Source organism: Variovorax terrae, from assembly GCF_022809125.1.
Taxonomy (GTDB): domain Bacteria; phylum Pseudomonadota; class Gammaproteobacteria; order Burkholderiales; family Burkholderiaceae_C; genus Variovorax_A; species Variovorax_A terrae.
This window is the reverse complement of the sequence record NZ_JALGBI010000003.1, coordinates 639,842-661,834: the sequence shown is the minus strand read 5'-3', so window position 1 is coordinate 661,834 and position 21,993 is coordinate 639,842. Positions and strand designations below refer to the sequence as shown.

At 65.3% G+C, this 21,993-nt stretch carries 25 protein-coding genes; 2 read left to right on the top strand and 23 right to left on the bottom strand.

Annotated elements, in window-relative coordinates; translation table 11 throughout:
• Nucleotides 1-116: 116 nt before the first annotated feature.
• From MMF98_RS22490 to MMF98_RS22425, 14 genes are all read right to left on the bottom strand, one after another.
• Nucleotides 117-395, bottom strand: coding sequence for an EexN family lipoprotein (locus MMF98_RS22490; protein WP_243309574.1), 279 nt, complete (start codon nt 393-395; stop codon nt 117-119).
• Complete coding sequence (locus MMF98_RS22485; protein WP_243309573.1) at nt 392-1,336, bottom strand: LysR family transcriptional regulator; 945 nt, start codon at nt 1,334-1,336, stop codon at nt 392-394. Before MMF98_RS22485 ends, MMF98_RS22490 begins: the two co-directional genes overlap by 4 nt.
• A gap of 340 nt (nt 1,337-1,676) precedes the next feature.
• Nucleotides 1,677-2,840, bottom strand: coding sequence for an MBL fold metallo-hydrolase (locus tag MMF98_RS22480; protein ID WP_243309572.1), 1,164 nt, complete (start codon nt 2,838-2,840; stop codon nt 1,677-1,679).
• Nucleotides 2,841-2,876: 36 nt separating this feature from the next.
• Complete coding sequence (locus MMF98_RS22475; RefSeq protein WP_243309571.1) at nt 2,877-3,941, bottom strand: SMP-30/gluconolactonase/LRE family protein; 1,065 nt, start codon at nt 3,939-3,941, stop codon at nt 2,877-2,879.
• Nucleotides 3,942-3,952: 11 nt separating this feature from the next.
• Nucleotides 3,953-4,696 (bottom strand): SDR family oxidoreductase, encoded by a 744-nt coding sequence (locus MMF98_RS22470; protein ID WP_243309570.1) that lies wholly within the window; start codon nt 4,694-4,696, stop codon nt 3,953-3,955.
• Between the two features lie 55 nt (nt 4,697-4,751).
• On the bottom strand, nt 4,752-5,519 hold the full coding sequence (locus tag MMF98_RS22465) for an SDR family NAD(P)-dependent oxidoreductase (protein WP_243309569.1): 768 nt from the start codon (nt 5,517-5,519) through the stop codon (nt 4,752-4,754).
• Nucleotides 5,520-5,572: 53 nt separating this feature from the next.
• Entirely contained in the window at nt 5,573-6,214 is a 642-nt protein-coding gene (locus tag MMF98_RS22460) for an SDR family oxidoreductase (RefSeq protein ID WP_243309568.1), read from the bottom strand.
• A complete protein-coding gene (locus MMF98_RS22455; protein WP_243309567.1) occupies nt 6,211-6,930 on the bottom strand; it encodes a dihydrofolate reductase family protein in 720 nt (239 codons plus the stop codon). Before MMF98_RS22455 ends, MMF98_RS22460 begins: the two co-directional genes overlap by 4 nt.
• 26 nt (nt 6,931-6,956) lie before the next feature.
• Complete coding sequence (locus tag MMF98_RS22450; RefSeq protein WP_243309566.1) at nt 6,957-7,298, bottom strand: cyclophilin-like fold protein; 342 nt, start codon at nt 7,296-7,298, stop codon at nt 6,957-6,959.
• Between the two features lie 230 nt (nt 7,299-7,528).
• The gene (locus MMF98_RS22445; protein ID WP_243309697.1) at nt 7,529-8,659 is read right to left on the bottom strand and encodes an MFS transporter; all 1,131 of its coding nucleotides are present in this window, start codon (nt 8,657-8,659) and stop codon (nt 7,529-7,531) included.
• 195 nt (nt 8,660-8,854) lie between these two features.
• Nucleotides 8,855-9,847: an aldo/keto reductase gene (locus tag MMF98_RS22440; RefSeq protein ID WP_243309696.1), complete on the bottom strand. Its 993-nt coding sequence runs from the start codon at nt 9,845-9,847 to the stop codon at nt 8,855-8,857.
• 251 nt (nt 9,848-10,098) lie between these two features.
• Nucleotides 10,099-10,458: a cyclophilin-like fold protein gene (locus MMF98_RS22435; RefSeq protein WP_243309565.1), complete on the bottom strand. Its 360-nt coding sequence runs from the start codon at nt 10,456-10,458 to the stop codon at nt 10,099-10,101.
• A gap of 305 nt (nt 10,459-10,763) precedes the next feature.
• Nucleotides 10,764-11,258: a hypothetical protein gene (locus MMF98_RS22430; RefSeq protein ID WP_243309564.1), complete on the bottom strand. Its 495-nt coding sequence runs from the start codon at nt 11,256-11,258 to the stop codon at nt 10,764-10,766.
• A 68-nt stretch (nt 11,259-11,326) separates the two neighbouring features.
• Entirely contained in the window at nt 11,327-11,887 is a 561-nt protein-coding gene (locus MMF98_RS22425; protein ID WP_243309563.1) for a hypothetical protein, read from the bottom strand.
• A gap of 191 nt (nt 11,888-12,078) precedes the next feature.
• Between MMF98_RS22425 and MMF98_RS22420 the strand changes: the two genes are divergently transcribed.
• Together MMF98_RS22420 and MMF98_RS22415 are read left to right on the top strand one after the other, a co-directional pair.
• Nucleotides 12,079-12,993 carry a LysR family transcriptional regulator gene (locus MMF98_RS22420; protein WP_243309562.1) on the top strand — a complete coding sequence of 305 codons (915 nt, stop codon included), beginning with the start codon at nt 12,079-12,081 and terminating at the stop codon, nt 12,991-12,993.
• A 101-nt stretch (nt 12,994-13,094) separates the two neighbouring features.
• On the top strand, nt 13,095-14,165 hold the full coding sequence (locus MMF98_RS22415; protein WP_243309561.1) for an alkene reductase: 1,071 nt from the start codon (nt 13,095-13,097) through the stop codon (nt 14,163-14,165).
• Nucleotides 14,166-14,448: 283 nt separating this feature from the next.
• On the opposite strand, the gene MMF98_RS22410 is transcribed toward MMF98_RS22415, so the two are convergent.
• From MMF98_RS22410 to MMF98_RS22370, 9 genes are all read right to left on the bottom strand, one after another.
• Nucleotides 14,449-16,422 carry a relaxase/mobilization nuclease domain-containing protein gene (locus tag MMF98_RS22410; RefSeq protein ID WP_243309560.1) on the bottom strand — a complete coding sequence of 658 codons (1,974 nt, stop codon included), beginning with the start codon at nt 16,420-16,422 and terminating at the stop codon, nt 14,449-14,451.
• A 388-nt stretch (nt 16,423-16,810) separates the two neighbouring features.
• Nucleotides 16,811-17,410, bottom strand: a complete 600-nt coding sequence (locus tag MMF98_RS22405) for a S26 family signal peptidase (protein ID WP_243309559.1) — start codon at nt 17,408-17,410, stop codon at nt 16,811-16,813.
• Nucleotides 17,407-17,940: a DUF2840 domain-containing protein gene (locus MMF98_RS22400; RefSeq protein ID WP_243309558.1), complete on the bottom strand. Its 534-nt coding sequence runs from the start codon at nt 17,938-17,940 to the stop codon at nt 17,407-17,409. The genes MMF98_RS22405 and MMF98_RS22400 overlap by 4 nt, the downstream gene beginning before the upstream one ends.
• The gene (locus MMF98_RS22395) at nt 17,937-18,221 is read right to left on the bottom strand and encodes a chromosome partitioning protein ParB (protein ID WP_243309557.1); all 285 of its coding nucleotides are present in this window, start codon (nt 18,219-18,221) and stop codon (nt 17,937-17,939) included. The genes MMF98_RS22400 and MMF98_RS22395 overlap by 4 nt, the downstream gene beginning before the upstream one ends.
• The gene (gene parA / locus MMF98_RS22390; protein WP_243309556.1) at nt 18,218-18,856 is read right to left on the bottom strand and encodes a ParA family partition ATPase; all 639 of its coding nucleotides are present in this window, start codon (nt 18,854-18,856) and stop codon (nt 18,218-18,220) included. The genes MMF98_RS22395 and parA overlap by 4 nt, the downstream gene beginning before the upstream one ends.
• Nucleotides 18,857-19,109: 253 nt before the next feature.
• Nucleotides 19,110-19,967 carry a replication initiator protein A gene (locus MMF98_RS22385; RefSeq protein WP_036193270.1) on the bottom strand — a complete coding sequence of 286 codons (858 nt, stop codon included), beginning with the start codon at nt 19,965-19,967 and terminating at the stop codon, nt 19,110-19,112.
• A 26-nt stretch (nt 19,968-19,993) separates the two neighbouring features.
• Nucleotides 19,994-20,275 carry a helix-turn-helix transcriptional regulator gene (locus MMF98_RS22380; RefSeq protein ID WP_003107109.1) on the bottom strand — a complete coding sequence of 94 codons (282 nt, stop codon included), beginning with the start codon at nt 20,273-20,275 and terminating at the stop codon, nt 19,994-19,996.
• A gap of 83 nt (nt 20,276-20,358) precedes the next feature.
• Complete coding sequence (locus MMF98_RS22375) at nt 20,359-21,120, bottom strand: DUF2285 domain-containing protein (protein WP_243309555.1); 762 nt, start codon at nt 21,118-21,120, stop codon at nt 20,359-20,361.
• 307 nt (nt 21,121-21,427) lie between these two features.
• Complete coding sequence (locus MMF98_RS22370) at nt 21,428-21,778, bottom strand: DUF2958 domain-containing protein (protein ID WP_243309554.1); 351 nt, start codon at nt 21,776-21,778, stop codon at nt 21,428-21,430.
• Nucleotides 21,779-21,993: the final 215 nt, after the last annotated feature.

Here is a 21,993-nt window from a genome sequence, read left to right as displayed (position 1 = left end):
GGTCGAGCAAAAAGACAGAATGAGTGCGACGGCGAGCCAAAGAAAAACGCCGCAAGCGCGGGCGCATTGCGGCGTATCGAGCAAAAAACTAAGGCGATTCGGCGAACCGCCAACAATCAGAACTTGGGCGGTTCTTTCGGCGGTGTGTATGGGGTTTCGCCGTCGCCATAGAACCGCTTGCGCGTGGCTTCCGCCACCCGATTGCACAGCACGTCGCCCAGCTTAGGACGATCCGTCTTGCACTGCTGGCGCAGCTCTTTGAGCCGTTCAGGATTGGCCGCCAGTTCTTCCACCATTGGGATATTCGCTTCCGAGGTGTCGGCCTTCTGAGGCGTTTCGGATTGGCCGCAGGCAGTCAACGCGGCCACCAGCAAAAACGGGATGCTCTTCTTCATGGCGGAGGCTCCTCCAGTGAATCGGAATGATGGCCCGACTTGGGCCTTGGGGGTTCCGGTAATTCGATGGCCTGCACACGTTCAATGAACCGCGCCAGCACATCGGACGGCTCGCCGTCGGGATACAGCAGGTAGGTTGTCAGCGGTGGCACGCGCACCGCCAGCGGTCGGGCCACCACGCCTAAGTCGGGGTTGGCGGCAATGCGCGCGGCCCCCGTGAACCCAAGTGCGAGGCCGGCCGATACCAAGGCCATCATCAGATCGCACGAAGCGACACGCTCTGCGACCAGCGGCTCCATGTCGGCCCGGCGCAGCACCCGATCGACGAATTTGGCATGGCCTTCGCCCACTTGTGGATCGCATAGAACCAGCGGATAGCGCAGCAGTTCCTCCAAAGGAATGCGCTTGTGTGCCAGCAGCGGATGCCGCGCTGGCACCGTCACGACGAGAGTGTCTCTCCAGGCAGGTATGGTGGCAATGCCATCGCCCACTTCATCGGACTGCGCAAACCCCACGTCGTACAGGTCGTCATGCAATCCTTTGATCTGCTGCGACAACGGCACCTCGAAGAACCGGAGTTCAACTTCTGGTTCTTCCTGGCGGCAAAGCGCGAGCAATGCAGGCAAGCGCGACGGCGTGATGCCATCCGACAATGCCACGCGCAGTTGTCCGTGGAACCCGTTGGCTGCCGCCTTCACGCTGTCCCGCGCTTGTTCCAAGGTAGCAAAGACGCGGCGCACGTGCTCCAAGAACAGTTTGCCAGCACGGGTCAACCGCGTGCTGCGCGTGGTGCGGGCGAACAGCACCGCGCCCAGTTCTTCCTCAAGTTCTTTGATGGCTCGCGAGAGTGGCGACTGTTCGATGTGCAGTCGTTCGGCGGCGCGCGCGAAATGGAGTTCTTCGGCTACCGCCAGAAAGCAACGTAGATGACGAAGTTCCACCCGGCTATCTCCTAGAGTGATAGCACCTCTAAACCGTTAGGCCGACGGTGGCTGCCATTCCTAGCAGCCCGAGGGGCGCTGAAAGCGCCTGCGTGCCCTCCGACAACAGCAGACCTGAGCAATGAACGCAGATGCTTTCCTTTTTTGCCTATTTGCCTTTAATAGTTTGATGAAGAACGACGTCTGTTACTAGATAATGAATTCTTAATAGGCATATAAGTCACGCTAATCAATAACGGTAACTATTTCCCTAAATCCCCATGGTGTCGCATGCTGCGGGTCGGCTCACTGACCTGCCGGACGCTGCTAAAGGGGCGGTACGGGGACTGTTCTGACCGCACTATTTCTCCTTGTTATCAGCCGCAAGCTGGGGCGGCGTATTCGACACACCGTTCTCCCACCACGCCGTGAACGATTGTGGGCGGCCGTCCAGATAGATGGGCTGGCCGATCTGCGGCGTCCACAGTTCGTAGCTGCGCCCCGGGCTGGCGGCTGTGATGCGCTTGAATGGGTCGTCCCAGTCGTGCGGGGAAATCGAGAAGCGACCGGCGTGCGCGGGGGACAACACTTTCGCCTGCAGGTCTTCGGCCGCCTGCGCCGCCTGCTCGGGGTTCATGTGGACGTTGGCCCAGCGCGGGTCGTACTGGCCCATGTCGAGCGCCACCCAGTCGAATGGGCCGAGTCGCTGGCCGATGTCTGCGAAATGCGGCCCGTAGCCCGAGTCGCCGCTGAAGAAGTAGCGGCGCTCAGGAGACACGAGCGCGAAGCCAATCCACAGCGACTGGTCGCGGGTCAAGGTGCGCCCGGAGTAGTGCCGGGCCGGGGTGACGTGTACCTGCACCTGCGGCGTCAGCGCGACGACCTCGTTCCAGTCGGCTTCACGCACGATGCTTCTGTCATAGCCCCAGCGCTCAAAATGCGCCCCGACGCCGAGCCCCACGATCACCTCCCGCACTTTGGACTTGAGGGCGTGAATGCTCGGATAGTCCAGATGGTCGTAGTGATCGTGGCTGATGAGTAGCGCATCGACCTCGGGCATGTCGTCTGCCACATAGATGCTGGTGCCCTCGAACGCCTTGTTCGCGCCGGGGATCGGCGCGGCATTGATGCTGAACACCGGATCGATCAGGACGCGCTGCCCGCCCAGTTGCACGAAGTACGAGGAATGGCCCAGCCAGACCACGAGGTCGTGCGCGGGGTCGAGCGCCTTGAGGTCGATCTTTATTGCGGGAATGGCACTTGGCGGGCGAACCTGGCCTTTCTCGCCAAAGAGGGTTTGCATCCACATCGACCACTCGGACTGGTCGGTCGTGCGCATGGGCGTGTCAATCTGGTTGTGGAACACGCCATCGGCATGGTTGGGCGAGCGCTCGATGCGTGCCAGGCGCTCGCCGCTGGGCAGCTCCCCGAACACGGGTTGCTGCAGATAGGTCATGACCGCCACCGCGCCGAGGATGGCGATGCCGACGAATGCCAAGAGAAAACGACGCCAGAATCTTTTCATGTTGGGGATACCTTGGTTGCCATCACGCCAGCGTCGTTATTGAGATGAAGCCGGCGGCAGCCCCTTGCTGAACACCTTGGCATGGAACACCGTCGCGCCTTCTCCGCCATTGCCGTCGTTGGTCACGGCGTAGAGGTCATTGCGGGCGGGGTGGATCGCCAGGCTGGTGGAGGCCAGGTTGTGGCCGCGCTCGCGACCGGGCAGCAGCACCTGGCCGATGGGGATGCCGCTGCGGTTGAAGGCCAGCACGCGGCCCTGCCCATAGATCGCCACGTACACGTTGCCGTCGGCGTCCGCCCGCATCGAGTCCGGCGCCGGCCCGGTGAAGTGGTAGGCAATGGCCGAGCCGATCGGCGCGATGGTGGTCGCGTCGGCCAGGTCGATGCGGTGCAGCAGGTTGCGGCCGAACTCGGTGGCCCACAGTTGCTTGCCGTCGGGGCTGAGCGCCAGGCCGTTGGCCATCGCAAGGTGCGGCAGCACGGCGGTGATCGTCGTCAGGTCGGGGCCGGTGTAGTACACCCCGCCCTTGGGTTCGGTCGCGTTGCCCTTGAAGTCCGTGAAGTAGAAGCCGCCCTTGCGGTCGAACACGAGGTCGTTGGGCATGTAGCCGGCGACCGCCGGGATGATCGCCTGCAGGCCCGATCCATCCGGGTTCACCGCGAAGATCGCACCGCGGTTGTTCGGGATGTCCAGCGCCGCGATGAAAAGGCGCCCGTCCGGATGGAAAGCCAGGCCTCCCGGCGAGAGCGCATCCAGGCTGACGACAGTGGACAACTGTCTGTCCGGGGTGAGCCGCAGCACGCGGCGGCCGCTCACGTCGCAGAACAGCAGATTGCCGCTGCGGTCGAAGATCGCCCCTTCGAGGATCAAGCCCTCGTTGGATACCTTGAACCAGGGTTCGGCCACGGCGGTCTGCAGGGTGCGCTCGGCCGGCGGGATCGGCACCGCGCCCTGCGTCTGCGCGTCGTAGGCCAGCGCCGCGACGTTGCCTGGCTGGGCGGATGCGGCCGGCATGAGGCCCACGCCGATCGCCAGGCAGGCGGCGATGAGAGCTGCTTTCGCTTTGGCGCCCGTGCGGGCGTCGTGAATTGCTCGGGTCATCGCAACGCCCTTTACCAAGGTTGATTTGCGGGGCCGACGGTGAACTCGTTGATCGTCGTGTCCTCGGGCTGGTCGATTGCGAAGGCCACGACGTTGGCGATCCGGTCCGGGGAGATGCCGTAGGTGTCGTAGACGCCCTGCATCTGCTCAAGCGACGCCTTATCGGTGAACGTCTTCAGCAACTCGGTATTGATGGCCGCCGGGTAGATCGTCGCGGTGCGGATGTTGGAGCCCTCCATGGCCGACTCCATGCGCAGGACTTCCATGAAGTCGCGCACGAACCACTTCGTGCCGCCATAGACCGCGCCGCCCGGATAGGCCTTGAGCCCGGCGACCGACGAGGTGGCGATGACGTGACCGGACTTCTGCACCAGGAACTCGGGCAGCACGGCGGCCACGCCGTTGAGCACGCCCTTGACGTTGACATCGACCATCTGGTGCCACTCGGCGGTCTTGAGCGCGGACAGCGGCGAGTTCGGCATCAGGCCGGCGTTGAGGAAGATGGCGTCCACGCGGCCAAAGCTGTCCTTGGCCAGCTTGACGATGGCGTCGTTCTCGGACTGCTGGGTGACGTCCAGTTCCTGGTACACGGCCTGGCCGCCGTGCTGCTTGATCTCGTCGGTGATCCGCTTCAGGTTGTCAGCCCGCCGCGCGCCGAGCACGACCTTGGCGCCTTTGCTCGCAAGTAGTTTGGCCGTGGCCTCGCCGATGCCCGACGACGCACCGGTGATGATGACGACTTTGTCTTTGATCATGTTGTGATACCTTTCTCTTTGTCTAGGTGGCCGGCAGCACCTGCCGGGATGAGATTCAGTACACGGTGAAGCCGCCGTCCACGGCCAGGGCCTGGCCGGTCACGAAGGTCGAGCCCGAACTGCATAGCCAGAGCACCGCGTCGGCGATTTCCTCACCACGCCCCAGGCGCTTCATCGGCAGGTCGCGCAGCAGGTCGTCCATCGCCAGCATCCCCTTGTCCAGCATGGACGAGACCATCGGCGTATCGATCGTGCCGGGGCACACGGCATTGACGCGCACGCCGCGCGTGGCGTATTCGAGCGCCGCGCTGCGGGTCAACCCGATCACGCCATGCTTGGTGCCGTGGTAGGCGGCGATCAGTGCCCGGCCGGTGAGGCCGCCGATGGACGAGCAGTTGACGATCGCGCCGCTGCCTTGCTGGCGCATCTGTGCCAGTTCGTGCTTCATGCAGGCCCACACGCCGCGCTGGTTGATGGCGCTGATGCGGTCGTAGTCCTCGATGGACTGATCCGCGATCTCCGAAGCGGGAATCTGGATGCCTGCGTTGTTGAACGCGGCATCCAGACGGCCGAACTCGTCCACCGTGCGCTTCACCATCGCCGCGATCTGAGCCTCGTCGGATACATCGCACACCACGCCGATCGCCTTGCCGCCAGCGGCCGTGATTTCATCCACGGCTTTCTTCAAGGCCGCTTCGCTCACGTCTGCCAGTGTGACGGCCGCTCCGGCCTTGGCGAATGCACGCGCCGTATCGAGGCCCATGCCGGATGCCGCGCCGGTGACCAGCGCGACCTGTCCCTTGAAATCGTAGGTAACTTTCATGAATGTCTCCTGGTGAGTTACGACCAGCAACGAAGCGTTGTCGGTCAGCGAAATCAACGATAGGCGGCAGGCCTGTCGCCGTCAGTGTTGGGCTGGCTGATGCCCAAGTTCTGGTTGGCGTAGCGCTGCGGGTCTTTCACGAGGTCGGCCACGAAGCGGCCGATGCTCGCGCGGGAGGTCTCCGTGCCCTTGAAGGTCTCACCTTTGCGGGTCAACTGGATTTCCTCGGTCGGTTTGTCGGTCAGCCACACGGGACGCAGAACCGTATAGGTCAGGCCTGACTGCTCGGCGACTTCAGCTGCTTTCAGGTTGATGGGGCGGTACTGGCCGACCACGCCCTTGTCCCAGGCATTGAAGGCCGGGGGCAGTTCGTCATAGATGCCGCCGGCGCTGATGACGACCAGGTGGCGCGCACCGGCTTCCTTCATGGCTTGGACGATGTTCGCGGTCTTGGCGTCCAGGTCCATGCCGCCCATGGTGCTGATGACGATCTCTTGCCCGCCGATCGCGCGCGTCAGGTCCGCGAGGTTGGCGGCATCGCCTTCCACGACATTGACGCGATCGCTCTGCATGTCCCGCATGCGGCTGGCGCGGCGCAGGAGCAGTGTCAGCTTCACGTCCTCCTGTTCGAGCAGACGGGGAATGATCTCTTTTGACGTGCTGCCATGGGCACCGATCAGAATCACGTTCTTCATGGGTTCACCCGGTAGCGCAGCCACACTGTGCTGTCCCTCAAGGGCTTCACGTCGATCAGCGTGAACGAACGCGGTGCGATCCGGGTCAGCGGCGCCTTGGCCGTGAACAGGCCTGGCGCATCGGGCGAGGCGTCGGAGACAGGCGCCAGCAGCAGACTCACTTCATCGACCAGGCCGTCCTGCATATAGGACCAGTTCAGCACGCCGCCGCCGCCGATCATCACGCGCTGCATGCCAAAGAGCGTCGCCAGCTTGTGCAGCGCCAGGGCGTTGTCCGGCGCGTCCTTGCCGGCGATGACGTAGGAGATGCCCAGGCGCCGCAGCAGATCCTTGTAGGCGTTGCTCGCCTGTTCGGTGAGCACCGACACCACGTGCGAGCGCACACCGCCGTAATCGACGTGGTTCTCTTGCCAGCCCAGGCGCCCAGCGGGGTCGAGCGCCACGTAGTACATCGGCGCGTGCGCCTCGGCCACGAAGTCGCCCGCGGGAACGGTGTCCGCCGACTCGTTCAGATTCGGCTCGCGGTAGTGCGTGAAGTTGTCGTCGGTCGAGACGCGGCCGTTCAGGTAACCCTGGATGTTCAGGACCTGCTGATCGGCGTGCAGCGCCAGTTGCTCGTATTGAAGCGCCGCCGAATCGAACTCGGGCAGTTCGATGTTGTGGATTCTTCCGTCGAGCGACGTCAGGGTATGGACGATGACGTAAGGTTTTTGCATGGAGAGCGCCTGCATTGCTTCGCCGATCAGTTCTTGGAGAACGTGATGTGCGCACTCCCGCTGCCGAGCGCCTGGGCCAGGCCATCGGGAGCATCCACGCGGCCGAGGCGTGTGTACGAATAGGCCGAGGGGAAGGTCTTGTAGAAAACGACCAGGGTGGTGGACCCATACAGCATGAGATCGCCGTTGCGGATCACACCGGGGCGGCTGTCGCTCGTCGGCAGCGCCCTGGGCAACTGCGCGTGCTTCTCGTTGCTGTTGAGGTCGGGCATGTCGATCGTGAGCGGCAGCATGCCGGCAAAGGCGCGCGCCGCTTCGGTGTCGGCCAGGGTGATGGCGAAGCGGCGTTCGCCGACGGTCATCCACATACGAGATTCCTCCGGTTGGGTGGTTGCCGCAGCGGCGGCGGTAGGAGCGGCCGAAGCGCCCGGCTGGGCGGCGTCGCATCCGCCGAGGACGAACAGGCCGCATAGCAGGCCCAGCACACGCATGGCCCCCAGGCCGCGCGCGGGGCGGTGTTCAATGGCCGTCTGACAGGGGCCGCTGCGAGGGGTACTGAGGCTCATGGTCATGGGAGTCTCCGGGTGTGACGCGCGGCTCAGGCGGCTTGCCGTCGTTGCGAACGCGAGGTGAGGAAAGCGAGGAAGGCCGCGAACAGCAGCACGGCGGCACTCGCCACGAAGGTGCTGCGGTAGCCCGTCGAATCGAACAGCAGGCCGCCAACGGTAGAGCCCAGGGCGATGGCCATCTGGATCACCGCCACCATCAGGCCGCCGCCGGCCTCGGCGTTATGCGGCATGGCTTCGGCGATCCAGCTCCACCAGCCCACCGGGGCCGAGGTCGCCATCAGGCCCCACAGACCCAGCAGCACCACGACCACCGCAACCCATGCCCCAGAGGGGATTAGCGCCAGGGCGATGACCGCCATCAGGACCGGAATCGTGATCAGAGTGCCGTACAGGCCGCGCTTGAGGATGGCGCCGATCAGCGCTGTGCCGATGAAGCCGGCCACGCCGATCACCAGCAGAATCAGCGAGAGCGTGGACACGTTCACGCGCGTCACGGTCTCCAGGAACGGGCGCACGTAGGTGAACAGGGCGAACTGCCCCATGAAGAAGGCGCCGCAGGCCGCCATACCCAGGGCCACGGGTCGGTTCGCCAGCACCTTGAAGACGTTGCCCGAGCCGGCCGTGCGTTCCTGGGCCTGCATGGCCGGCAGGCTGATCCACTGCCAGGCCATGGCGATCGCGGCCACCGGAACGAGGCAGAAGAAGGCCCCACGCCAGCCCATCACCGAGCCAAGCCAGGCACCCAGCGGCGCGGCGATCACCGTCGCCAGCGCGTTGCCGCCGTTGAAGATCGCCAGGGCCTTGGGCACTTGGTTGGCGGGCACCAGCCGCATGGCCGTTGCCGCCGACATGGACCAGAAGCCGCCGATCACCACGCCGATCAGCGCGCGGCCGACCATGTAGGTCGCATAGTTCGACGCGAGCGCGACGACAGCGCCGGAGACGGCCATCAATGCCGTCAGCGCCAGCAGCAGCGTCTTGCGGTTCATGCTGCCGGCCAGCCACGAGATCGACAGGCTGGTCAGCACCGCGAACGCGCCGGAGATCGCGATGCCTTGCCCTGCCATGCCTTCGGTGACGTGGAGGTCGGCCGCGATCGGCGTCAGCAGGCTCACGGGCATGAACTCGGAGGCGATCAGCGCGAAGACGCATAGCGACATCGCGAACACGCCGCTCCAGTTGGCCGGTTGCGCTTCGGTATCGCGCTGAGTGGAAAAGGCGGCTATCGAGGCCTCGCCTATTTGCTTCGTCATGGGGTTCTTCGTTCTCTGCCCTGATGTCTATGGAAAACGCCGTGCTCGTCCAGCGAGCACGGCGGAGAGGTCGGCGCAGGGTTGGGTCGGCCCTGCTTGGTTTCAGTCCTTGCCGATCTGGTCCATCTGCTTGGCGTCCATGCGGCCGCCGTGGACGGTGATCTTCGCCATGCCCGCCTCGATCTCGCGCAGGTCTTCCGGCGTGAGGTGGACGTTGATCGAGCTGAGGTTCTCGCGCGAGTGGTCGAAATTGGTCGTGCCGGGGATGGAAACGATCCAGGGCTTTTGCGCCGCCAGCCAGGCCAGGGCGATCTGCGCGCGCGTGGCGCCCTTCTTCTCGCCGAAGGCCTTGAGGAAGTCCAGGATCGGTTGGTTGGCCTTCATGACCTCCGCGCTGAAGCGCGGGAAGGTCTTGCGTAGGTCGGTCTTGCCGTCGAAGTTGGCTTGCGCATTCAGTGGCAGCTTGCCGGGCAGGAAGCCCTGACCCAGCGGCCCCCATGGCACGAAGCCGATGCCCAGCTCCTCGCAGGCCTGCAGTACGCCATTGCGCTCAACGCTGCGCTCCATGATCGAGTACTCGGTCTGGATCGCGGCCACGGGCTGCACGGCGTGGGCGCGGCGGATGGTGCCCGCGCTCGGCTCGGACAGGCCGAAGTGCAGCACCTTGCCTTGCTGGATCAGGTCCTTGATGGTGCCGGCCACGTCCTCGATCGGCACGGTCAGATCGACGCGGTGCTGGTAGTACAGGTCGATGCGGTCGGTCTTCAGGCGCTTGAGCGATTCCTCGACCACGCGGCGGATGCGCTCGGGGCGGCTGTCCAGGCCGTTGGTGCCGTCGATCTTGAAGCCGAACTTGGTGGCGATGGCGACGTGGTTGCGTACCGGGCCCAGAGCCTCGGCGACGAGTTCCTCGTTGACGTAGGGGCCATAAACCTCGGCGGTGTCGAAGAAGGTGATGCCGCGCTCGTAGGCGTCGCGGATCACGCGGATGCTCGTCGCGCGGTCCACGCCCGGGCCGTAGTGGCCGGGGCTGTTGCTCATGCAGCCGAAGCCCAGCTCCGACACCGTGAGGCCACCCAGCTTGCGCGTGCCCATGGTGTAGGTCTGGCCGCTGGCGGTGCCGGTGCGTTGCGCGGTTTGCGCCGCAGCGGGTGTTGCCAGCGAAGCGGCACCGATGGGCAGGGCTGCACCAGCCGCAGCGATGCCCGCCACTTTCAGGAAGCCGCGTCGATCGGCAGCCACAACGGACTCGTTTGCGATTCCATGATCATTGGTGTTCTGCGTGCTCATGTTCGATACCTTTCAAGTTGAAGTGATTGCGATGAGGGTTAGGACTCGGGAGACGGTCAATCGAGCAGGCGCTCGATCGTGACCTGCAGTGGCCCGGGGCGCTGCAGCGCGGGCAGCCCCATCTCCACTGCGCCGAGGCGCATCAGGTCGCCCGTGTAGTTGCCTGAGCCGTCCTCGACGAAGATCGCCAGGTTGCCCCAGGGCGCGTAGTAGGCGAGATCGCCTGCCTTCACCGGAACTGCGCTTTCCGCGCTACCCCGGGTGAGCCTTTGCGGGAGGTCGGCAATGCGCTCAATGCGCGCGTAGTCGGTCAGCGTCAGGGTCAGCGGCAACAGCGCCGCAAAGTCTCGCGCGGTGGCGTTGTCGTACAGCGTGGCGGTGGCCACCTGGCCATCGACCGTCAGGCGAATCTTCATGGCAGCCTCCTGTGTGGATGCGGGCGGGTCGCTGTCGGGCGACCCAGTTGCCGAAGCGCCGCCGCCGCATGCCGCGAGTACCAGGGCCGAGCCAGCCAGCAAGATCAGGGTCTTGCGCCTCAGCCAATTCAGGGGCATTGGGATTGACTTCTTCATGCCCTGAATATTGGCGCGTACAAGTCAACTTGACTAGCTAATGAAACCTTCTAAGGCATAGTAGCTGTGCTAATCAATCGGTCGCCTGTAGCTGCCGTCAAGGTCAAACAGCAGATGGAGGTTCGGAGTTGATTCCGACGCTCCGAAGGTTATGTGTAGGCGAGGAGCCGGCCGGCGAAGATCACGCCTGTCCATGCGATCAGTGACACGCTTGCCCCAGCGCGGGCGGCGATCGGGGTCACGGCGGCATCCGTCCACTCATTGACGCGGCGGTAGATGCCGCAGTGGAACACCAGCACGTTGACGCAGGCGAGGATCAACAGGCCGAACTTCCACGGCGCAGCTCCGGTGCCAGCGACCACGGTGGCCTGCGAGCTGAGTAGCGCGATGCCCGTGATCATGACGATGGCAAAGCCGATGTGGGAGACGGGCAGCAGATGGCGCGCGGCGGTGGTGACCGGCACGATACGGTGTCCGAATCCCAGCAATCGGAGGTCGAAGGTGAAAGCCGGGCCGACCAGGAGCGCGATCCCGAGGATGTGGCTGGCCTCCAGTACGGGATAGAGGAATTCGGCGTTGCGCACCGTCTCTCCGAGCGCGGAGTCCTGCAACAGCCTTAGTAAAGAGTTGAGCAATTCAGGCATAGACCATTCCATTCCGGCGGGTGCGAGGGCGCAGGCGGCGTCACCCGCCCGCGCCTGTCGCGCAAGCCTTATTTCGGCAGCGGCGCTCGTACCGGGAGCGTGTTACCCAGCACCTGGTTCACAGGCACTGCGTCAGGCCCGTACCAGAACACCACAGGCCGAAACAGGCCGTCGTCTGTCCGATTGATGTAGCCGACCGCCTGGACACGCTCACCGATCTTCAGCGGGCGGTCCAGACCCCATCGGCCCGACCACGCCGGCGGCGCGATGATGATCTTCAGTTCCTTGCGGGAGCCTTTGTACGAGGGGGCGGCATTGACCCGGATACTGTCCTCGGGGTGTTGCAACTCCTTCGGAATCGTCAGCGTGGGCGTGCGGGCAGGCAGGTTGCTGTCCACGGCAATGTCGAAGAGCGAGTGTGGATTGCCCCAGACGCCCTCCGAAGAGACCGTTCCCGCGACGTAGGTGAGGCGGTCGGTGTCGAAGCCGGGCCACCCGTGATGCGCGAACGCCGGCAGGGCCGGCAAAAGCGAGGCCGCAGCCAGCGCGGCAGCTCCGAGGATCACGCGCCGGCGGCTGCGCGATGCGACTTCATTCCCATGGATGCATTTCCGGTCGGTATTGGCCATTCTTCATTTCTCCGCTTTCATCGGTTGCGCCACGAGACCGGCGAGGATTGGCGTCTTGGCCACTCCAAGGCATCGGTATCGACTTCTTCGGTTCTCGAATGTTGGGGCTTGGAGGTCAGCTTGACTAGCTAATTTGTTCTTCTAAGGCATATTAGTTGCACTAATTAATGCTCCATGGGACACTTCTTCCCATGGTCAAACGCAACCTCAACGATCTGCTGTACTTCGTGACCGTGGCGCGGGAAGGCAGCTTCACGCGCGCGGCCTCGCTGCTGGGCGTCACACAGTCGGCCCTCAGCCAGGCCATCAGCGGCCTGGAGGCGCGGCTGGAGATCCGACTGCTCACGCGCACCACGCGCAGCGTGTCGCCCACGGCTGCCGGCGAGCGCCTGCTCAAGGCCATCGGGCACCGATTCGATGAGATCGACGCAGAACTGGATGAACTGACGGAGATGCGGGACAAGCCGGCTGGCACGGTGCGCATCACCTGCGGCGAGCACATTCTTCGCACCACGTTGCTGCCCAAGCTCACGCCCTTGCTGCTCGAGTATCCCGACATCAAGGTCGAGTTCGACATCAACTATGGATTCCGGGACATCGTTGCCGACCGCTTCGATGCGGGCGTGCGGATGGGCGACACCATCGACAAGGACATGATCGCGGTACCGATCGGGCCGCAGTTGCGCATGGCGATCGCGGCTTCGCCTGCGTACTTCAAGACGCATCCCATTCCCAAGACGCCGCGCGACCTGCTCAAGCACAATTGCATCAACATGCGCATGCAGACGGCCGGCGGCCTCTACACCTGGGACTTCGAGCGCCGCGGCCAAGCATTGAACGTGCGGGTGGATGGACAGCTCATCTTCAACACCTCACCCAGCATGGTGGATGCGGCGGTGGCCGGATTGGGAATCGCCTCGCTGCCCGAAGAAGAGTTTGCCCCCCACCTCGAGCAGGGCCGATTGGTGCGCGTGCTGGAGGACTGGTGTCCACCGTTCGCTGGCTATTACCTGTACTACCCCAGCCGCAGACAACCCTCCCATGCGTTCTCGCTGGTACTTGATGCGCTGCGCTGGACTGCGCCAACTGGTTCCAAAAAGCGATAAGCCCGGGCAGGCTGCTTCGTCCAATCCATGGGCGCGGGCTGGAGCCGCTGTCTCCGGCATTGCCACGCCCTGATCAAACCAATATGAATTGAAGAAAACCAATGAACGAACTCTTTACTCCGGTACAGATCGGTCGCTACACCTTGTCCAATCGATTCGTCATGGCACCGATGACGCGCTCGCGCGCGCAGTACGACGGCACGCCTGGCGAACTGGCCGCCACGTACTACGGGCAGCGCGCCAGTGTTGGCCTGATCGTGACCGAAGGCACTCAGCCCTCCGACGACGGCCAGGGCTACCTCGCCACCCCTGGCATCTACACCGATGCGCACATAGCGGGCTGGAAGAAGACCACTGAAGCAGTGCATCACAGTGGCGGGCGCATCTTCATTCAGCTCATGCACGTGGGTCGGATGTCCCATCCCGACAACACGCCTCATCATCGCCAGGGTGTCGCACCCTCGGCCATCTCACCGGGCACGCAGATCTTCACGCCGACCGGGATGCAGGACATCCCCGTGCCGCGTGCCTTGGCCGCCGAAGAGGTCAGGCAGACTGTCCAGGATTTCCGCCACGCGGCCCGCTGCGCCATCGAGGCCGGCGCGGATGGCGTCGAGATCCACGGCGCAAACGCCTACCTGATTCATCAGTTCCTGGCACCCAGCGCCAATGCACGCACCGATGAGTACGGCGGTTCCATCGTGAACCGCGCTCGCTTCGCCATTGAAGTTGCGAAAGAAGTTGCCAGTGAAATCGGCGCGGATCGCACAGGCATTCGCCTTTCACCGGGCTCCACGATGTGGGGCATCGATGAAGGCCCCGAAAGTTCCGACCTGTACCGCCACCTGGTGGCCGAACTCGATGCCCTGGGCTTGGCCTATCTGCATGTGATGCACCTGGGCAACGAGACGCTGATGGCCGACCTGCGCAAGCTCTGGCGCGGTCCCCTGATCCTGAACCGGCCGGGGCGTCCGCGCGAGCAGATCGGCGAGGATGTGAAGTCGGGCCTGGCCGATTTGGAAGCCTATGGCCAGAAGGTACTTGCGAACCCGGATTTCATCGAGCGGATCAAGGCGGATGCGCCCTTGAACGAAGCGCAAAGCGAAGGCTTCTATGGTGGAACGCAACGGTTCTATACCGACTATCCCACCATGAGCCTGATGAGCATTTGATGGCTGCATTCCACGCAGCACTGCCCACGCTCGCGCTTCATGCTGATCAGCGACTTTGGTAGTACCGGATCACGAACTCGGCTCCTTGAAGCGCGTTACCCCATCCGCTGTAGAGGGCGACATCGGCCAGCAGTTCTCCGGTCTCCTACTCTGTGACACCAAGCGTTAGCGCATGGGAAAGGCAGGCCGACAGTGACGCCGCCCTTGGGCCGCATGGGCAGCGATCACCACCAGCGAGCGGTCGCGTACCGCCTAATGTTCTGGCGGAGCACACTGATTGACACTAGCCGATAGTGGGGCCACGCTGCCGACCAATCTCCCATGACACCCCGCCACCGCGTACCGTCGCAGCGATTTGCTGTCCCAGCCGCTGTTCTATCAACGGCTTCCACGGCACCAAGCTGAATCCCATGCCGTCATCGAGCATCGCGTAGCGCCCGCTGGCGAGCATGACGGAGCGCCGGTAGATGCCGGCCACTCGCTGACCGTCAGCCACCGAACGATGCTCCAGGCCTGTTTCGGCGGCAATATCCTTAGCGGCTTGCGCCAATTCCCGGCTGCGCAACGTGCCCAGCAGGTTGCGCGCCAGGATCACGCGCTGCCCGCGCCGCTCTGCCAGCCCCTGTTCGGCCAGGAAGTCGGCGCGGTGCTGCATCGCCTGTTTGGCCTCGCCGCCAAAGCCCAGGTCGCCCAGGCCCGAGCCGCCGCCGATCAACTGCTGGTCGAGCCAGGTGGCCCCGATCATGCGTGTCTGCCGCTCGATGGGCAGGTGCGATTTCAACTCCACGGCCACGCCGCCCAGGCGCTGCGCATCGTAGCGTCGGCCCTGCTCGGACAGGTCGTCCGGCACCTTCCACAGCCCTTCGGCCACGCGCTCCACGATGCCGGCTCTGCGCAGGGCTTCGAGCCGGCGGACATGGGCGGCGACGACTTCCTGCGGATCGCGGCCCGGCACGGTCTGGCCCTGCGCGATGGCGAGGTGGTGGTCGGTGCGGTACAGGCCATCGCTCGCCAGCGCGGCGATGTTCTTGTCGGCTGCGCGCACGTCGGCCGATCCCTTCACTTCCACCACGGCGCCAGTCGGATAGTTCGCCAGCTCGTCGTGGGCATTGAGCGCGACGTAGTGGGCTTTGCCGTCCACCCCGTCGATGACCAGATAGCCCCGGTCGCGCAGCTCGTCGGCCAGTCCCTTCGCAGCCACGCGGCCGAGGATGGTTCGGCCATCGTCACCCGGCTCGAATACCGCCAGCTCGCGCGGCTCGCCGCGCATTGCCCGCTGCATGGTGCGGATGATGTCGCCACGCTCGCCCAGGGCGCGCAGGGTCTTTTCCGCGTCGGCATGGACGGCCCAGGTGCCGGGCTGCATCTCGTCGGCCAGGCCTAGGCGCTGCAAGCGTTGCAGGCGACCGATCAGCAGCAGGCGCTGGCGTTGCAGCCGGGGTTCGTTAACGCGTTCGATCTGCACCCGGCCATCCTCGTCGGCCTCGCGCTGCAACGTGCGATCCAGGCTCGTCCATCGCTCTTGCTCCACCTCGCGCTGCAAGGTCTGCTGGATCTCCAGCTCGGTGCGCGGCCCCAGCCATTCGGTCGCCAGTTCGGCGGCGCGATGGCGGAAGCCATCGGCGATGTAGTCGCCGGCGATGATGAGGTCTTTGCCGGTGTCGTCACGCCCGCGCACGACGATGTGTGTGTGCGGGTTGTCGGTGTTCCAGTGATCGACGGCCACCCAATCCAGCCGCGTGCCCAGGTCTGCCTCCATGCGGCCCATCAGGTGCCGGGAGTAGGTGCGCAGGTCTTCCAACTCGGCCCCATCCTCGGGCGAGAGGATGAAGCGGAAATGGTGCCGGTCGTCGGCGCAGCGTTCCTTGAAGGCGTCGAGGTCGGCAGCATCGGTCTGCTGCCCGTAGGCTTGGCCCGGCTCGCCATCGCGGCCCACGCCATCGCGCTCGATGTAGCGCAGGTGCTTGGCGAGCGACTGCGGGCTGGCCCTCTGCTGGTTGACCAGCAGGGTTTTGATGGTCACGCGCCGGGATAGGGACGTGAGCTTCGCCCCGGCGAAGCGCGCCGCCGTGTGGCCGCGCCCCAGGCGCGAGCCGGGCCGTTGGCCGGTGCCGCTGGCAGCACCAGGACGGTGCACCGCCGACTTGCCGCCGCTGGCCTTGCCTGCCTGCTTGAGCACCTTGGCGATGAAACCCTGGCCCCGGTTTTTCGGGGCGCTGGGGCGGATACGGAAATCGTCATCACGACGCTTGGTCATGGCCGTTCCCCAGTGAAGCTATGGCGTGTCCGGTCGTGCGAAGCACGCGGACATGCCTGCATTGGCGCGGGCCACGCGCCCCCTGCGGCACGGCGGCGAAGCCGCGCCGTGCCGCGCCACCCCCACGTGCAGACTGGCTTTGCGGGCCGACAGGTGCCGCCCCCTTTTGTCTTGCCTTCCGCCTTTGCCCTTCGCTGGCGCTCAGGGCAGCGGCGGCCCGGCGGCGCTGCTGCGCGAGCAGCCAGCGCGCCGGCGAACGCGCGAATCAGCGCGATGTGCGGTGCGAATGCACCCGCACTGCACGCGCGACGACACGGCGACGGACAGCAGAACGACACGCCCGATGGCACGATGAGATGCACGGCAACGTGCAGCGAATCGACGGCCATCATGGGCGGGATTCCAGCCAGACCGGATGCGCAATGCCGATCACGGCGGACGCGCTGACCGGGCCGAAATACCGGCTGTCGAACGACGCCGGGTTGGTCACGCTCAAGAGGAACAGTTCGCCAGGCCGAAGCTGGCGGCACTGCCGCCAGGAAGGCAGCAGACGGCCCAGCCGGTCGGCGGGCAGGACGGCGGCCACCGGCACGCCGTCGATCCAGACCAGCGCATCGAACACGCACACCGTTTGCGGCGGGACGGCGCCCACACGCTTGAGCAGCGGCACGCGCGCCGGCAGGTAGCCGCGCTGCGCGGCCAGCGCGGCGGCATCTAGCGGCAGCGTGGTCAGAACGATGCTGCCCACGGACAAAGGACGTGGCAGCGGGCCGGTGCCGTCGCCCAGCGGATCGACGCGATACCAGCCGACCGCCACGCTGTCGGACGGGTTGTAGACCAGGCGCGGCATTGGCTGCACGAAGGACGCCCAGGCGAGCGCCGCGAGGCCGCAGGCAGACAGGAAAGCCAGCACGATGCGAGCGCGCAAGCGCGAGCGAGGACGCGGCGGGATGTAGGTTGCACCGGCAACGGCGGACGGATGCGTCATGGCAGCGCCCTCCCGGTCAGCCAAGCGGCGTGCCGCTCGGTGGTGTATTCGGGCAGCGGCAGGCGCGCAGCGAGCCGGTTGGCGAGCGTGCGCCAGTACGCGGGCGAGGCGCCGACAGGCGCGATGCCCAGAGCCTCAATGGCATCGATGCGCTCTAGCACGGCACGCACCTGGTTCTCGCCTTCTGCGTGCAGCAGCAGGCGCGCGCCCGGCTGTACACCGGGGATGCGCTGCGCCGCATCGAGCGGCGTGCAAGCCTGCATCACCATGAGCTGCCAGCGGATCGTGCCGTAGTCGTTCGCCTGCCAGCGCATGCGGCAGAATACCGCGCCCGGCAGGAACACGGCGCAGCGCCGCCAGCGGTCGAGCTGGTGCGTGCGTGCGGGTTCGCCGAAGCGCAAATAGAGCTTGAAGCGCGGTTCGATGCAGGCCAGCGCCACGCGCGTCAGCGGCGCGCTGGCAGGCTGGCCGGAAGGTGCTGCGAGCGCAGCCGTGGCCGCGCCAGCGGAGGGCGAAGCGGATGCGGTCATGGGGTGTTCTCCCTGCGGTGTTCTGGAAACTCCCGTTCCAGCAGGCCGCGCAGCAGGTCGGCGACGGTCACGCCTTGCGTGAAGGCCGACACCTTGATGCGCGCCCGCATGGCGGGCGTGATGTCGAGGGTCAGGCGGGCCGTGTAGAGGTCGCCCTTGCCCAGCGCATCGGCGTCGCCCTGGCGAATCCACGCCTCGGCGTGCGGATTCGCGGGTGGACGTGCGCCGATGCCGACACGCTTGCCCGTGCGTTTGCTGTTCGGTGGCGGCTTCGCGGTCATGTCGGCCACCGCAGCAGTTCGTCCACCAGTGCGGTGATTTCGCGCGCAGCGGCGCTGTCCGGTGCCGTTTCGCAGGCGAGCCGGCCGGCGGCCACGCTGTCGGCGAACACGATGCGCTGGCGTACTTCCGCGCGCAGCGCAGGAAGGGGCTGCTCGGCCAGCGCCCCGCGTGCTTCGCGTCCGATCACGGTGGTACTGACGCGCCGGTTGATGACGAAGGCCGCGCGCAGCGCAGGCCGGAACACCTGGGCTTCCCGGATCAAGGCCACCATCTCGGCGCTGGCCCACAAGTCGTAAGGGCTGGGCTGCACGGGGATCAGCACGCGCTCGGCCGCCAGCAGCGCGGAGCGCGCCAGTGCCGCGATGCGTGGCGGGCCGTCGATGATGACGTGATCGGCCCGCCTGGCGAGTTCTGGCGCCTCTTGGTGCAGCGTTTCGCGTGCAAGGCCCACGGCGCTGAACAGCCGTGGCAAGCCTTGCTGGCTTCTGCGCTGTGTCCAGTCCAGCGATGAACCCTGCGGGTCGGCGTCCAGCAGGACGACGTGCTGGCCGCGCATCGCCAGCTCGCCGGCGATGTGCGTGGCGAGCGTGGTCTTGCCCACGCCGCCTTTCTGGTTGAGCAGAGCGACGATCATGGCGCGGCCCTCCGTGTTGGAAAGCCGGGCTTTTGCTGCTGCGCTTGTGGCCGCATGGTGGTTGTCCACCGCAGCGGCGTTTCTCTACTAAAAGTTAGAGAAATTAAGTTAGGGAAGTTAGAGGCTGCGCAAACCCTATGCTGGCGCGGGTTTGCGGACGATCGGCACGCCTGATAGCACGATAGTCCCACGCCTGATAGCACGATACCCCGCACGCCTGATAGCACGACACCATTCACAGGCTTTTCCGAAGTTATCCCCGTGCCGTCTGCGGCACGGGCCGGAACGTCAGCAGCTCCATGCCGTTGTCGGGCATCCGCTCGATGCCCAGGACGTAGCCGGGCAGCGACTGCCGCGCGACGAGCGCGCGCAGATCGCAGGCGAAGTCGTAGGGCTTCGCGGTGCTGCCGGACTTCTGGTGCAGATAGCGAAAGTCGAACTGCCAGCCGTATGCCTGCTTGCCGCCGTGCTTGCGCACCAGGCGGTACAGCCACCGCTCGATGCCGCCAGTGAGCCGGAAGTACGCCGGGTCGATGGTCAGCACCAGGGCGGCGTCGAGCACGCCCGCAAAGAACCAGTCCGGCAGGATCAGCTCGATGCCCAGTGGCGTGCCGCGGGCATCGGCCAGTTCCTTCCATTCGTTGATCCACGAGAAACGGTGCAGGCGCCGCCCGGTCGTCTCGCGGATGGACGTGGCCACCGTGGTCGATTGCAGGCGATCCAGCGCGGCCTTGAGGCGCTGGTAGTCGCGCAACGACTTGCCGCGCCCGATGAAGCGCAGGATCTCGTAGGGCGTCGCACGCATCAGCCGCGACGGCCGCAGGCCCGCGTCCTTCGCCTCCACGATCTGCGAGGCCGCCCATATCAGCACGTCCGCATCCCAAATCGTGGCGATGCCGTGCTCCTGCGTGCCTTCCACGCGAATCGTCACGTTGCCCGCACGGAAGTCGATGGGCTTGACCCGCTTGGACTTGCCGAGCGAGAAGAACGGATAGGCCATCAAATCCTGGCTGTCGCGCGGCGCCATGTCGCCGGGCAAGGCGCGGAACAGGTCGAGCTGTTCGCGCTCCTGCAACGGCCGCTGCCGGGACGGCAGCGCGGTGCTGGACATGGCGATGGCCTGCCGCGCGCCGCCGATCAGCGCGCACGGCTGTCGGCCGAGTGGTGCTCGGCGTATTCGGGATCGGAGGTCGTCTCGAAACTGCGGTCGGCGGCCCAGGCATCGAGGTCGGCCACGGCGTACATGACGCGCCGGCCGAACTTGCGAAAGCGCGGGCCGCCGCCGATCACGCGCTGCTTTTCCAGCGTGCGCGGCGACAGGCGCAGGTACTCGGCGGCTTCGTCGTTGGTGAGATAGCGTTGGGGCTGCGCGGCAGCGGTCGAGACAGTGGCGGCAGGCCGCAAGGGAGCGGGACGCATGGTGTGAACCTCCATAGCTTTGAAAGCTCCGGCCACACAGCGCAACCGGATGGAGGCAGTCTCAGAAAACGCGGCCCGCGTGCTCAGGGTCGTTTTGCGTCGCCATCAAAACGACCCTTCTCAAGTGGTGGAAGCTGTGCTAAGCGGCGGTAGCCGCCGCGCATCAGCGCATCGCCGCGCCGCGCCAGGCGGCGCACCTTCGAGCGCAGGCCGCCGTCGCTATACCAATCGGCCACAGCGTCGGCACCGAACAGTCCTTCGCCCACATCGCGCAAGGACGCGCCCGCGAGGGTCGCGTCAAGCGCCTGCAAGGTGTGCAGTTCCAGCAGCGCGGAAGGTGTTGGCCTGGGCGTGATGGCAGCGAAGGTCGCGCCGCGTGCATGACCGCGCACAGGCGCGGCAGTGCCGTTCCGTTGGGCATAGGCCACGGCCATGCCGTCTTCCAGGCCGGGCGCCAGCGCAAAGCGCAGGCAATGGCCTGGGCTGCGCGCGATCAGCGCCAGCTTCTTGCCGTCGTGGAACAGTTGCTTGTGGCCGGGGATGCGCCAGAACGCGAAGGCGGTGGCATCCTGCGGCGGATCAGCGTCGGGGTAGAGCTGCACCACGGCGGCATGACCAGGCAGCCAGGCTGGATGGGCGTCACGCGCATCCAGCATCGGATCTTCCAGCAGGCGCAAGCCCCAGCGATGCGCTGCTTCAGGCCGGCGATGACGGCGCAGCCAGTCGAGCCGGTAGTCGGGATGCCTGCGCAGGTACTCCCAAGCGAGCGCGAGCGCATCCAGCCAAAAGACATACAGGTATGCGGCAGTGGGATACCAATGCGCGAGGTGATGAGGATTGACCATGACGCCTCCTCCTGCGAACAGGACTCGCCGCCACGGAAGAACTACGCGCTACATCGCCCTCGTCGGAAGTCATGGGTAAAAAAGGCGGATGGTGCTGTCAAGACCGATTGGCTCCGATGTGTTGCGGTATTCGTCTCAATGCTGCGGCGGCAGCGCCCCGACCGGGGCTACTGCACAAGCCAGCCTGCGGCAGCCAGCGCCACGGATCATGTCTATTTGGATCAGACTGGTGCGGCTACGCCGCAAGAATCTCGATTGAGACTTACCCGGTATGACACCAGACTAAAAAAGTCACAGTAGGTCGTATTCAGTCCGGGATCGCTCCGTCTCGCTCGGCCAGCCGGGTGTATTCCGACAGCGTGCACGTGGGGCGGAAATAGAGGTCGCGCATCACGGGCTGCTGGCGCGGCCCGACGATGCTGGCCAGCTCGGACAGCTTGACGGTGCCCTGAGCGGGCATCCCGATTCCCAAGTCGATGAGTCCCCAGGCGGTGTCGCCATCGGCGGGATCAAGCGCGGCCAGCAGCCAAGTCACATGCGCGTCCGGTGTGAACAGCCGCACCACGGGCACCGGGTCGATGGCCCGGCCAGCGGCGCGGGCCTCGCCGTTGGCGAGCAGTTTCGCGCGCTCCGAGGCGGTGGCGAGTGGCTGGGGCATGGTCGGCAATCCCACAAATCCAATGATGCACGGATACGGTTTCACGCCCAAGCGCAGAACCGCCAAACCGGATTTACGCCTTCGTGCGCAAGCACGGATGCGCTTGCGTGGCTTTGCTGAAACCCGCCGATGCGGACTTCCGTAAAGGCAGAAAAACGCAGAACACCAAATGAACACTATAGATTGTAGCCCTATAGGACGCAATGGGATGTCAT

Excerpts from the sequence above, each read along its gene's own strand:
- MMF98_RS22380 (WP_003107109.1), bottom strand. The coding sequence starts at position 20,275 with ATGCGTCCCGCTCCCTTGCGGCCTGCCGCCACTGTCTCGACCGCTGCC.
- MMF98_RS22465 (WP_243309569.1), bottom strand. The coding sequence starts at position 5,519 with ATGAAAGTTACCTACGATTTCAAGGGACAGGTCGCGCTGGTCACCGGC.
- MMF98_RS22375 (WP_243309555.1), bottom strand. The coding sequence starts at position 21,120 with ATGGTCAATCCTCATCACCTCGCGCATTGGTATCCCACTGCCGCATAC.
- MMF98_RS22370 (WP_243309554.1), bottom strand. The coding sequence starts at position 21,778 with ATGCCCCAGCCACTCGCCACCGCCTCGGAGCGCGCGAAACTGCTCGCC.
- MMF98_RS22470 (WP_243309570.1), bottom strand. The coding sequence starts at position 4,696 with ATGATCAAAGACAAAGTCGTCATCATCACCGGTGCGTCGTCGGGCATC.
- MMF98_RS22425 (WP_243309563.1), bottom strand. The coding sequence starts at position 11,887 with ATGGCCAATACCGACCGGAAATGCATCCATGGGAATGAAGTCGCATCG.
- MMF98_RS22475 (WP_243309571.1), bottom strand. The coding sequence starts at position 3,941 with ATGACCCGAGCAATTCACGACGCCCGCACGGGCGCCAAAGCGAAAGCA.
- MMF98_RS22480 (WP_243309572.1), bottom strand. The coding sequence starts at position 2,840 with ATGAAAAGATTCTGGCGTCGTTTTCTCTTGGCATTCGTCGGCATCGCC.
- MMF98_RS22410 (WP_243309560.1), bottom strand. The coding sequence starts at position 16,422 with ATGACCAAGCGTCGTGATGACGATTTCCGTATCCGCCCCAGCGCCCCG.
- MMF98_RS22385 (WP_036193270.1), bottom strand. The coding sequence starts at position 19,967 with ATGTCCAGCACCGCGCTGCCGTCCCGGCAGCGGCCGTTGCAGGAGCGC.
- parA (WP_243309556.1), bottom strand. The coding sequence starts at position 18,856 with ATGATCGTCGCTCTGCTCAACCAGAAAGGCGGCGTGGGCAAGACCACG.
- MMF98_RS22420 (WP_243309562.1), top strand. The coding sequence starts at position 12,079 with ATGGTCAAACGCAACCTCAACGATCTGCTGTACTTCGTGACCGTGGCG.
- MMF98_RS22445 (WP_243309697.1), bottom strand. The coding sequence starts at position 8,659 with ATGTCGCTATGCGTCTTCGCGCTGATCGCCTCCGAGTTCATGCCCGTG.
- MMF98_RS22455 (WP_243309567.1), bottom strand. The coding sequence starts at position 6,930 with ATGCAAAAACCTTACGTCATCGTCCATACCCTGACGTCGCTCGACGGA.
- MMF98_RS22415 (WP_243309561.1), top strand. The coding sequence starts at position 13,095 with ATGAACGAACTCTTTACTCCGGTACAGATCGGTCGCTACACCTTGTCC.
- MMF98_RS22450 (WP_243309566.1), bottom strand. The coding sequence starts at position 7,298 with ATGTGGATGACCGTCGGCGAACGCCGCTTCGCCATCACCCTGGCCGAC.
- MMF98_RS22435 (WP_243309565.1), bottom strand. The coding sequence starts at position 10,458 with ATGAAGATTCGCCTGACGGTCGATGGCCAGGTGGCCACCGCCACGCTG.
- MMF98_RS22400 (WP_243309558.1), bottom strand. The coding sequence starts at position 17,940 with ATGACCGCATCCGCTTCGCCCTCCGCTGGCGCGGCCACGGCTGCGCTC.
- MMF98_RS22430 (WP_243309564.1), bottom strand. The coding sequence starts at position 11,258 with ATGCCTGAATTGCTCAACTCTTTACTAAGGCTGTTGCAGGACTCCGCG.
- MMF98_RS22460 (WP_243309568.1), bottom strand. The coding sequence starts at position 6,214 with ATGAAGAACGTGATTCTGATCGGTGCCCATGGCAGCACGTCAAAAGAG.
- MMF98_RS22405 (WP_243309559.1), bottom strand. The coding sequence starts at position 17,410 with ATGACGCATCCGTCCGCCGTTGCCGGTGCAACCTACATCCCGCCGCGT.
- MMF98_RS22490 (WP_243309574.1), bottom strand. The coding sequence starts at position 395 with ATGAAGAAGAGCATCCCGTTTTTGCTGGTGGCCGCGTTGACTGCCTGC.
- MMF98_RS22440 (WP_243309696.1), bottom strand. The coding sequence starts at position 9,847 with ATGGGCACGCGCAAGCTGGGTGGCCTCACGGTGTCGGAGCTGGGCTTC.
- MMF98_RS22395 (WP_243309557.1), bottom strand. The coding sequence starts at position 18,221 with ATGACCGCGAAGCCGCCACCGAACAGCAAACGCACGGGCAAGCGTGTC.